The organism is Pseudoalteromonas sp. BSi20495, assembly GCF_000241185.1.
In the GTDB taxonomy this organism is placed as follows: domain Bacteria; phylum Pseudomonadota; class Gammaproteobacteria; order Enterobacterales; family Alteromonadaceae; genus Pseudoalteromonas; species Pseudoalteromonas fuliginea.
In genome coordinates, this window is the sequence record NZ_BADY01000001.1 from 124,983 (window position 1) to 136,682 (window position 11,700).

General features: G+C 42.9%; 5 protein-coding genes. All 5 read left to right on the forward strand.

Annotated features, from left to right (window positions below; genetic code table 11):
- Positions 1 to 53 precede the first annotated feature (53 nt).
- The 5 genes from rpoB to fusA all read left to right on the forward strand — a co-directional run bounded on the left by rpoB (position 54) and on the right by fusA (position 11,638).
- Positions 54 to 4,079: a DNA-directed RNA polymerase subunit beta gene (gene rpoB, locus P20495_RS19410; RefSeq protein WP_007378453.1), complete on the forward strand. Its 4,026-nt coding sequence runs from the start codon at positions 54 to 56 to the stop codon at positions 4,077 to 4,079.
- Between the two features lie 104 nt (positions 4,080 to 4,183).
- Complete coding sequence (rpoC, locus tag P20495_RS19405) at positions 4,184 to 8,359, forward strand: DNA-directed RNA polymerase subunit beta' (RefSeq protein ID WP_008133458.1); 4,176 nt, start codon at positions 4,184 to 4,186, stop codon at positions 8,357 to 8,359.
- A 194-nt stretch (positions 8,360 to 8,553) separates the two neighbouring features.
- Complete coding sequence (rpsL, locus tag P20495_RS19400) at positions 8,554 to 8,928, forward strand: 30S ribosomal protein S12 (RefSeq protein WP_002958885.1); 375 nt, start codon at positions 8,554 to 8,556, stop codon at positions 8,926 to 8,928.
- A gap of 97 nt (positions 8,929 to 9,025) precedes the next feature.
- Positions 9,026 to 9,496 carry a 30S ribosomal protein S7 gene (gene rpsG / locus P20495_RS19395; RefSeq protein WP_010555004.1) on the forward strand — a complete coding sequence of 157 codons (471 nt, stop codon included), beginning with the start codon at positions 9,026 to 9,028 and terminating at the stop codon, positions 9,494 to 9,496.
- Positions 9,497 to 9,523: 27 nt separating this feature from the next.
- The gene (gene fusA, locus P20495_RS19390) at positions 9,524 to 11,638 is read left to right on the forward strand and encodes an elongation factor G (protein ID WP_008133459.1); all 2,115 of its coding nucleotides are present in this window, start codon (positions 9,524 to 9,526) and stop codon (positions 11,636 to 11,638) included.
- Positions 11,639 to 11,700 lie beyond the last annotated feature (62 nt).

An 11,700-nucleotide genomic window follows, 5' to 3' on the forward strand; every position in this document is an offset into this window, starting at 1 on the left:
GTCTGTTCTTACAAGAACAGGTCGGGTCAAAGATCAGCAAGCTGAGGAACCCCATGGCTTACTCTTATTCTGAAAAGAAACGTATCCGTAAGGATTTTGGTAAACGTCCACAAGTTTTGGATATACCTTTTTTACTGTCTACACAGTTAGAATCGTTTAAAAAATTCTTAGTGCCGGACGCTGATGGCGATCATGGTTTGGAAGCTGCCTTCCGTTCTGTGTTCCCTATTAAAAGCTACTCGGGAAATTCTGAGCTTCAATACGTAAGTTATCGTATTGGTGAGCCAGTTTTCGATGTAAAAGAATGTCAAATTCGCGGTGTGACTTATTCTGCTCCACTTCGCGTGAAACTGCGTCTTGTTGTTATGGACAAAGAAGCTCCAGGCACAGTTAAAGACATTAAAGAGCAAGAAGTTTACATGGGCGAAATTCCGCTCATGACCGATACCGGTACCTTTGTAATCAATGGTACAGAGCGTGTTATCGTTTCTCAGCTACACCGTAGCCCTGGTGTATTCTTTGATAACGACCGCGGTAAAACTCATTCATCAGGTAAAGTATTATATAACGCACGCGTTATTCCTTACCGTGGTTCATGGTTAGACTTCGAATTTGATGCAAAAGATAACTTATATGTACGTATTGACCGTCGTCGTAAATTACCGGCGTCTATCATCCTACGTGCACTTGAGTACTCTAGTGAAGAAATCCTAGAAATCTTCTTCGACAACACGACGTTTGAAGTAGCTGACGGTAAAGTTCTTATGGAACTTGTGCCTTCACGTTTACGTGGTGAAACTGCCGCTTTTGATATCAAGAGCGAAGACGGTGAAGTATTTGTTGAAAGCGGTCGTCGTGTTACGGCTCGCCACATCAAGAGCATCGAGAAGAAAGGCATTAACCGCCTAGAAGTACCTCATGAGTACATTATTGGCCGTATTATAGCTAAAAACTACGTTGACGAGTCAACGGGTGAAGTTATAGCAAGCGCGAATGATGAACTAACTCTTGAGCTAATGGCTGAATTGGTTAAAGCTGGTTACACTAAAATTGATACGTTATATATCAATGAAGTGGACAGCGGTGCTTACATGTCAAATACATTGAATATTGACTCTTCAAGCAGCCGTTTAGAAGCACTAGTAGAAATTTATCGCATGATGCGCCCAGGCGAGCCACCGACGAAAGACGCGGCTGAAGCCTTATTCCAGAACTTATTCTTCTCTGAAGAACGTTATGACTTATCTACTGTAGGTCGTATGAAGTTCAATAGCCGTGTTGGTTACGATACAGACACAGGCCCAGGCACATTAAGCAAAGAAGACATCGTGTCTGTTATGAAAGTATTAATTGCTATTCGTAACGGTCAAGGCGATGTTGATGATATCGATCACTTAGGCAACCGTCGTATACGTAGTGTTGGCGAAATGGCTGAGAACCAATTCCGTGTTGGTCTAGTACGTGTAGAGCGTGCTGTACGTGAGCGTTTAAGCTTAGGTGACCTTGACGCAATAATGCCACAAGATCTTATTAACGCTAAGCCTATTTCGGCTGCTGTTAAAGAGTTCTTCGGCTCGTCTCAGTTATCACAGTTTATGGACCAAAATAACCCACTATCAGAAGTTACGCACAAACGTCGTATTTCTGCATTAGGTCCGGGCGGTCTAACTCGTGAACGTGCAGGCTTTGAAGTACGTGACGTTCACGTAACTCACTATGGTCGCGTATGTCCAATCGAGACTCCTGAGGGTCCAAACATCGGTCTAATTAACTCATTGTCTACGTACGCACGTACAAATGACTACGGTTTCTTAGAAACACCTTACCGTAAAGTGGTAGACGGTGTTGTAACTGATGAAGTTGATTACCTATCAGCCATTGAAGAAGGTCAGTTTGTTATCGCACAGGCGAATTCAAACTTAACTGAAACCAATGAGTTTGTAGATGAACTTATTCCATGTCGTCACAAAGGTGAATCTACCTTTATGGGTCGTATGGATCAGCAATATATGGATGTATCACCACAACAGGTGATCTCTGTAGCGGCAGCACTTATCCCGTTCCTAGAACACGATGATGCTAACCGTGCATTGATGGGTTCAAACATGCAACGTCAAGCAGTACCAACATTGAAAGCGGATAAGCCGTTAGTAGGTACAGGTATTGAGTTAACACTAGCGAAAGATTCTGGTGTTACTATCGTTGCAAAACGTGGTGGTGAAGTAATGTATGCTGACGCAAGTCGCATCGTTGTAAACGTACATGAAGAAGAACGCGTTCCTGGCGAAGCGGGCATCGACATTTACAACTTAACCAAATACACACGTTCTAACCAAAATACATGTATTAACCAAAAACCAACTTGTATGGTTGGCGAACCGGTTACTCGTGGTGACGTGTTAGCAGATGGTCCTTCGACTGACTTAGGTGACTTAGCCCTTGGTCAAAACCTTCGCGTGGCATTCATGCCATGGAACGGTTATAACTTCGAAGATTCAATCTTACTATCAGAGCGCGTAGTTGAAGAAGATCGTCTAACGACTATCCATATTCAAGAACTACAGTGTGTTGCCCGTGATACTAAATTAGGTCCTGAAGAGATCACTGCAGATATCCCGAACGTGGGTGAATCTGCACTAGGCAAGCTTGATGAATCAGGTGTTGTTTATATTGGTGCTGAAGTTAAAGGCGGCGATATTCTAGTAGGTAAAGTGACTCCTAAAGGCGAGACACAGCTGACACCTGAAGAGAAGCTTCTACGAGCTATCTTCGGCGAAAAAGCGTCTGACGTTAAAGACAGCTCTTTACGTGTACCAAATTCTGTAACTGGTACTGTAATTGACGTACAAGTCTTCACCCGTGATGGTGTTGAAAAAGACAAACGTGCGTTAGAAGTTGAAGATATGCAGCTTCGCGAAGCGAAGAAAGACTTCAACGAAGAGTTCCGTATTTTAGAAGCTGGCGTTTTAGGACGTGCTCGCAAGTTACTTGTTGATGCAGGCTTCGAAGAAGACAAACTAACGTCACTGAATGCTGAAAAACTACTTACTCAAAGCCTTGCACAAGAAGACAAGCAGGCTGAACTTGAGCAACTAGCTGCACAGTACGATGAGCTTAAAGCTGAATACGATAAAAAGTTTGAAAATAAACGTCGTAAAATTACCCAAGGTGATGACTTAGCACCAGGCGTACTTAAGATTGTTAAAGTATACCTTGCTGTTAAACGTCGTATTCAACCAGGTGATAAAATGGCGGGTCGTCATGGTAACAAAGGTGTTATCTCGACTATCGTACCAGTAGAAGATATGCCTTACGATGATAAAGGTCGTACGGTAGATATCGTATTGAATCCACTAGGTGTACCATCACGTATGAACATCGGTCAGATCCTTGAAACACATATGGGTCTAGCTGCACGTGGTATCGGTGAACGTATTGAAGAAATGATGAAAGAGCAACGTGAGCTTCATGAGCTACGTGAATTCATCAAGCAAGCCTACGAAATTGGTGAATCTCGCCAAGTAGTAGATATTGCTAGCTTCACTGATGACGAAATTCGTCGTCTAGCTGAAAACTTAAAAGGTGGTTTACCAATTGCTACTCCTGCATTTGATGGCGCGAAAGAAAGCGAAATCAAAGACATGCTTGAGCTTGGTGGATATCCTCGAAGTGGTCAGGTTACACTTTATGATGGCCGTACTGGCGATCAGTTTGAACGTCAAGTAACTGTAGGTTACATGTACATGCTTAAACTTAACCACTTGGTTGATGATAAGATGCACGCACGTTCTACTGGTTCTTACAGCCTTGTTACTCAGCAGCCGCTGGGTGGTAAAGCACAGTTCGGTGGCCAGCGTTTTGGTGAGATGGAAGTATGGGCACTTGAAGCTTACGGTGCTGCTTACACTCTACAAGAAATGCTAACAGTGAAATCGGATGACGTGAACGGTCGTACTAAGATGTATAAAAACATCGTTGATGGTAACCATAAAATGGAACCAGGTATGCCAGAATCGTTCAACGTATTGTTGAAAGAAATCCGCTCACTGGGTATCAACATCGAGTTGGAAGAAAATTAAGCCAATTAGGTGCTGCAGTTAACGCTGCAGCATCTGTTACGGCTGAATAGAATGTAGGGACGAGATTACCCGTCCTCAAGATTAACTCCGACAGGAGAGCTAAGGTGAAAGACTTACTTAAGTTTCTGAAGCAACAAAATAAGACCGAAGAATTCGATGCAATTCGCATTGGTCTTGCTTCACCAGACATGGTTCGTTCATGGTCATACGGTGAAGTAAAGAAACCTGAGACTATTAACTACCGTACTTTCAAGCCTGAGCGCGATGGCTTATTCTGTGCCCGTATTTTCGGCCCAGTGAAAGATTATGAGTGTTTATGTGGTAAATATAAACGCCTTAAACACCGTGGTGTGATCTGTGAGAAGTGTGGCGTTGAAGTTACACTAACTAAAGTGCGACGCGATCGTATGGGTCATATTGACCTTGCGAGCCCAGTTGCACATATATGGTTTTTAAAATCATTACCGTCACGTATTGGCTTAATGCTAGATATGACGCTTCGTGATATTGAACGTGTTCTTTACTTCGAATCATTCGTAGTGACTGAACCTGGTATGACAACGCTTGAGCGTGGTCAACTATTAGGTGAAGAAGAATACCTAGATGCACTAGAAGAGCACGGTGATGAGTTTGAAGCGAAGATGGGTGCTGAAGCAGTTTTAGACTTGCTTCGTGAACTTGATCTTGCTCAATTAATTGCTGAGATGCGTGAAGAGTTACCAACAATTAACTCTGAAACTAAGCGTAAAAAAATCACTAAACGTCTTAAGTTAATGGAATCGTTCCACCAATCAGGTAATAACCCTGAGTGGATGATCATGACAGTACTTCCAGTATTGCCACCTGATCTACGTCCATTAGTACCATTAGACGGTGGTCGTTTTGCGACATCTGATCTAAATGACCTTTACCGTCGTGTTATTAACCGTAATAACCGTCTTAAACGTCTACTAGATTTAGCAGCACCAGACATTATTGTACGCAACGAAAAACGTATGTTACAAGAAGCGGTAGATGCGCTACTTGATAACGGTCGTCGTGGTCGTGCAATTACAGGTTCTAACAAACGTCCTCTTAAATCTCTTGCTGATATGATCAAGGGTAAGCAAGGTCGTTTCCGTCAGAACTTACTTGGTAAGCGTGTAGATTATTCAGGCCGTTCTGTAATTACAGTAGGTCCTACACTTAAGCTTCACCAATGTGGTCTTCCTAAGAAGATGGCACTTGAGCTATTCAAACCATTCATCTATGGCAAACTAGAGCGTCGCGGCATGGCTACGACGATCAAAGCAGCTAAGAAAATGGTAGAACGTGAAGTTCCGGAAGTATGGGATGTACTTGACGAAGTAATTCGTGAACATCCGGTATTACTTAACCGTGCACCAACACTTCACCGTTTGGGTATCCAAGCGTTTGAGCCTGTGCTTATCGAAGGTAAAGCGATTCATTTGCATCCATTAGTATGTGCGGCGTACAACGCCGATTTCGATGGTGACCAAATGGCGGTACACGTACCGTTAACAATCGAAGCGCAGCTTGAAGCTCGTGCATTGATGATGTCAACAAACAACATTCTATCTCCTGCGAATGGTGAGCCAATCATCGTTCCTTCACAGGATGTTGTATTGGGTCTTTATTACATGACTCGTGACCGCATTAACGCTAAAGGCGAAGGCGCGATATTTAAAGATCCAAAAGAAGCAGAAAAAGCATACCGCAGTGGCAATGCAGACCTTCACGCAATCGTGAAAGTACGTATTAGCCAATCAGTTAAAAACGAAGATGGTGTAGTAGAAGATACTATTACTGTTATCGATACAACTGTCGGTCGTGCAATTTTGTCTCTAATTTTACCAACTGGTATGCCGTTTGCGTCAATCAATCAGCCGCTTGGTAAAAAGCAGATTTCTAGCTTATTGAATGAGTGTTACCGTCGTCTAGGCCTTAAAGACACTGTTGTGTTTGCTGACCAAGTTATGTACACCGGTTTCCATTATGCAATGAAGTCAGGTGTTTCTATCGGTATTGATGACTTAGTTATCCCACCGGTTAAAGCACAGATAATTGAATCAGCTGAAGCTGAAGTTACTGAAATCAACCAACAATTCCAATCAGGTCTTGTAACGGCTGGTGAAAAGTACAACAAAGTTATCGATATCTGGTCACGTGTTAACGAAAACTTATCACGTGAAATGATGTCTAACTTGTCGAAAGACACAGTTATCAATGCAAAGGGTGAAGAAGTAGAGCAACCGTCATTTAACTCAGTGTTTATGATGGCCGACTCAGGTGCTCGTGGTAGTGCTGCACAGATTCGTCAGTTGGCGGGTATGCGTGGTCTAATGGCACGTCCAGATGGTTCAATCATCGAGACTCCAATCACAGCTAACTTCCGTGAAGGTCTAAACGTACTTCAGTACTTCATCTCAACGCATGGTGCGCGTAAAGGTCTTGCCGATACAGCACTTAAAACAGCAAACTCGGGTTACCTAACGCGTCGTCTAGTAGACGTTGCACAAGATTTGGTAATCAATGAAGATGACTGTGGCACAGAAGATGGCTTAACAATGAAACCGCTTATTGAAGGTGGTGATGTTGTAGAAGCGCTTCGCGAACGTGTTTTAGGTCGTGTTGTTGCTGAAGATATTGTAATTCCAGGTACTAATACAGTGCTTGTTGAACGTAATATCATGCTAGACGAAAAACTGTGTGATCTTTTAGAAGAGCATTCAGTAGATGAAGTTCGCGTACGTTCTGTTATCACTTGTGATAATGACTTTGGTGTTTGTGCTAACTGTTACGGTCGTGACCTAGCACGTGGTCATATCATCAACGCTGGTGAATCAGTAGGTGTTATCGCAGCACAGTCAATCGGTGAGCCAGGTACACAGCTTACGATGCGTACCTTCCACATCGGTGGTGCAGCATCTAGAGCGTCTGCAGAAAATAATGTACAAGTTAAAACTAACGGTACGTTAAAACTGCATAACTCTAAATATGTATTAAATACAGACGATAAGATTGTTATTACTTCGCGTTCAACGGAAATTACTATCATCGATAGTCATGGCCGTGAGAAAGAGCGTTATAAAGTACCTTACGGTGCGGTATTAACAGTTAAAGATAATGCAGAAGTTCAAGGTAACGACATCGTTGCTACTTGGGACCCGCATAGTCACCCAATCGTTCTTGAGCATAAATCAAAAGTATCGTTCAGCGATATTGATGACTCAAATACTGAAGCACAGACTGATGAACTAACTGGTTTAACCCGTGTAGTTGTTAAAGACCTTGCTAAAGTAAATACGAAAGAACCAAAGCTTATCATCGAAAGTGAAGAGCGCGGCTTGCAAGAAACACGTCTTCCTTCATTCACAACGATTGAAGTAATTGACGGCGTTACAGCAAACCCAGGTGACGTGTTAGCACGTATTCCGCAAGAAGGTTCGAAAACTCGTGATATCACGGGTGGTCTACCACGCGTAGCCGACTTATTTGAAGCTCGTAAGCCAAAAGATCCAGCTATATTAGCTGAAGTAACTGGTACAATTAGCTTCGGTAAAGAGACTAAAGGTAAGAAGCGTTTAGTTATTACTCCACCAGAAGGTGATCATTACGAAGAAATGATTCACAAGTGGCGTCAACTTAACGTGTTTGAAGGTGAGCAAGTGTCTAAAGGTGAAGTTATCGCCGATGGCCCTGAATCACCACATGACATCTTACGCTTACGTGGTGTGACTCATGTTGCTAACTACATCGTTAACGAAGTGCAAGAGGTTTACCGTTTGCAAGGCGTTAAGATCAATGACAAGCACATTGAAACAATTATCCGTCAAATGTTACGTAAATGTACCATTATACACGGTGGTGATACTGACTTCTTAGCTGGTGAACAAATCGAAGTGGCGCGCGTTAATATCGCAAACCGTGACCTTGAAAAACAAGGTAAGATCCCAGCTAAGTTTGAAATCCAATTAATGGGTATCACAAAAGCATCACTAGCAACAGAATCTTTCATCTCTGCAGCGTCTTTCCAAGAGACAACACGTGTTCTTACAGATGCGGCAGTGAATGGTAAGAGCGATGAGCTTCGCGGTCTTAAAGAAAACGTAATTGTGGGTCGTTTGATCCCAGCCGGTACCGGTTTTGCGTATCATCAAGAACGTATGGCTCGCCGTAAACAAAGCAAAGTAGTCGTAGAAGAGCAAACAGTAAGTGCAGAAGAGGCAACTCAAGCACTTACAGACGCTCTAAATGCTGATTTGTCTGGAAATCAATAAACTGTTCTTAATCAATAGATTAAGTAATCGTAAGGCAGTTATATGCTGTCTTACGATTAGTTTAGGTTGACAGGTTAAACTTTGCTCATTAAAATTCCGCCACCCATTTACTTGTGTGCTTAATGCAGGCTCGTAAATAAAGGGCGGATTTTTTATTTTTTTCAGTAGTAATTTTAATTTCAGGAGCTATTTAAATGGCAACTATTAACCAGCTAGTGCGTAAGCCACGCCGTAGCAAGGTTACGAAAAGTAACTCAGCTGCACTAAAAGCGTGTCCGCAAAAGCGCGGTGTATGTACTCGCGTATATACAACTACACCTAAGAAACCAAACTCGGCGTTACGTAAAGTAGCACGTGTACGTTTAACTAACGGTTTCGAAGTAACTTCATACATTGGCGGTGAAGGTCATAACCTTCAAGAGCATAGTGTAATCCTAATCCGTGGTGGTCGTGTTAAAGATTTACCAGGTGTGCGTTTTCACACTGTTCGTGGTGCACTTGACTGTGCAGGCGTTAGCGATCGTCGTCAAGCTCGTTCTAAATACGGTGCAAAACGCCCTAAAGGGTAATTGTATCCCGTTAGTAAGGCCAAGCACTAAATATTTATAATTATTGTTTTGGGTGATTGACTCGAAAGAGCAAACCTGAATAAACCGGAGATACAAAATGCCTAGAAGACGCGTAATCGGTCAACGTAAAATTCTTCCAGATCCTAAGTTCGGATCGGAACTTCTTGCTAAATTCGTTAACATCGTGATGTTAGACGGCAAGAAATCTACTGCTGAAAAAATTGTTTATGGTGCGCTAGACGTGGCTGCTGAGAAATCAGGCAAGTCGCACCTAGAAATCTTTGAAACTGCACTTGATAACATCCGCCCACAGGTAGAGGTTAAATCTCGCCGTGTTGGTGGTTCAACTTATCAAGTACCAGTTGAAGTACGTCCAGTTCGTCGTAACGCATTAGGTATGCGTTGGTTAGTAGACGCTGCACGTAAGCGTGGCGAAAAATCTATGGGCTTACGTTTAGCTCAAGAAATCGTTGACGCTTCTGATAATAAAGGCACTGCGGTTAAGAAACGTGAAGACGTTCACCGTATGGCTGAAGCGAATAAAGCATTCGCTCATTACCGTTGGTAATCTGTCTTTAACCTTTAAGAGGATCATATGGCACGTACAACTCCACTTGAGCGCTATCGTAATATAGGTATTGTTGCTCACGTAGATGCAGGCAAAACCACCACAACAGAACGTGTTCTGTTCTACACGGGTCTTTCTCATAAGATCGGTGAAGTACATGATGGCGCTGCAACTATGGATTGGATGGAGCAGGAACAAGAGCGTGGTATCACAATCACTTCTGCTGCAACAACGTGTTTTTGGAAAGGGATGGATGCTCAATTTGACGCCCATCGTATCAATATTATTGATACTCCAGGACACGTAGATTTCACTATCGAAGTAGAGCGTTCTTTACGCGTACTAGATGGTGCGGTAGTTGTTCTTTGTGCTTCGTCTGGTGTACAGCCGCAAACTGAGACAGTTTGGCGTCAAGCGAACAAATACGAAGTTCCGAGAATGATCTTCGTAAATAAAATGGATCGCACGGGCGCTGACTTCTTAGCTGTGGTTAGCCAGGTGAAATCTCGTCTTGGAGCAACGCCTGTTCCAATTCAGTTGCCTGTAGGCGCTGAGGACGACTTTAAAGGTGTTATTGACCTTATAAAAATGAAAGTGATTAACTGGAACGAAGCGGACCAGGGTATGACTTTCTCTTATGAGGCAATACCGGCAGAACTTCTGGAATTGGCTGAAGAATGGCGCTCTCATTTAGTTGAAAGCGCTGCTGAAGCCTCAGAAGAACTAATGGATAAATACTTAGAAGGTGAAGAGTTAAGTGAAGCAGAAATTAAAAATGCTTTACGTCAACGAACATTAGCTAATGAGATTGTTCCAGTTACTTGTGGTAGCGCATTTAAAAACAAAGGCGTTCAAGCTGTGCTTGATGGCGTTGTTGAATATATGCCGTCACCAGAACAAGTGAAACAAATCCAAGGTATCTTAGAAAATGGTACTGAGGAAGAACGTCCGGCTAATGATAAAGCGCCGTTTGCTGCACTCGCTTTTAAGATTGCAACAGACCCGTTTGTTGGGACCTTGACCTTTTTCCGTGTTTACTCTGGTACTGTTAAACAGGGTGACACGGTATATAATCCAGTAAAAAGTAAGCGTGAGCGACTTGGCCGTATCGTACAGATGCATTCAAACTCTCGTGAAGAGATCAAAGAAGTTTTCGCAGGCGACATCGCGGCAGCTATTGGTCTTAAAGACGTAACAACAGGTGAAACACTGTGTGATCCGAATTCTATTATTACGCTTGAGCGTATGGAATTCCCTGAACCAGTAATCTCTATTGCGGTTGAGCCTCGCACTATAGCTGACCAAGATAAGATGGGTATCGCGCTAGGAAAACTAGCTGCTGAAGACCCTTCTTTTCGCGTACAAACTGACGAAGAATCAGGCCAGGTTATAATCTCTGGCATGGGTGAACTTCACCTAGATATCATCGTCGACCGTATGAAACGTGAATTCAGTGTTGAATGTAACGTTGGTAAGCCGCAGGTCTCATACCGAGAAGCTATTCGTTCAACTGTTAAAGTTGAAGGGAAGTTTATACGTCAGTCAGGTGGTCGTGGCCAATATGGACACGTTTGGATTAAACTTGAACCGATGGATATTACGGATGATGAGTCACCAATTTACGAGTTCGTTAACGAAACCGTAGGTGGTTCTGTTCCTAAAGAGTTCGTCCCTGCGGTAGACAAAGGTATCCAAGAGCAAATGTCTCAGGGTGTACTGGCAGGCTACCCATTACTTGGCGTTAAAGCGACTTTATATGATGGTTCATTCCATGATGTAGATTCGAATGAAATGGCATTTAAAATAGCAGGTTCATTGGCAATGAGAGATGGGGCGCTTAAAGCTAACCCTGTACTTTTAGAGCCAGTAATGAAGGTTGAAGTACTCACTCCTGATTCAAATATGGGTGATGTAGTTGGCGACTTAAACCGTCGTCGCGGCATAATCGAAGGCATGGAAGATGCATTAGGTGGGCTTAAGCAAATTAATGCGCAAGTTCCTCTTTCTGAAATGTTTGGTTATGCGACTGCTTTACGATCTGCAACTCAGGGCCGTGCCTCATACTCTATGGAGTTTGTGAAGTACGCTGAAGCCTCTAAAAATGTTGCAGATACAATAATTTCAGCTCGCGCTGTTATATAATTTTAGCTTGTCTGGCTCAATAGTGAGTCAGGCTTTAATTTCTTTATTAGGAATTTTTTAAG

Coding starts and splice junctions, on each gene's coding strand:
- rpsL (WP_002958885.1), top strand. CDS start 8,554: ATGGCAACTATTAACCAGCTAGTGCGTAAGCCACGCCGTAGCAAGGTT.
- rpsG (WP_010555004.1), top strand. CDS start 9,026: ATGCCTAGAAGACGCGTAATCGGTCAACGTAAAATTCTTCCAGATCCT.
- rpoB (WP_007378453.1), top strand. CDS start 54: ATGGCTTACTCTTATTCTGAAAAGAAACGTATCCGTAAGGATTTTGGT.
- fusA (WP_008133459.1), top strand. CDS start 9,524: ATGGCACGTACAACTCCACTTGAGCGCTATCGTAATATAGGTATTGTT.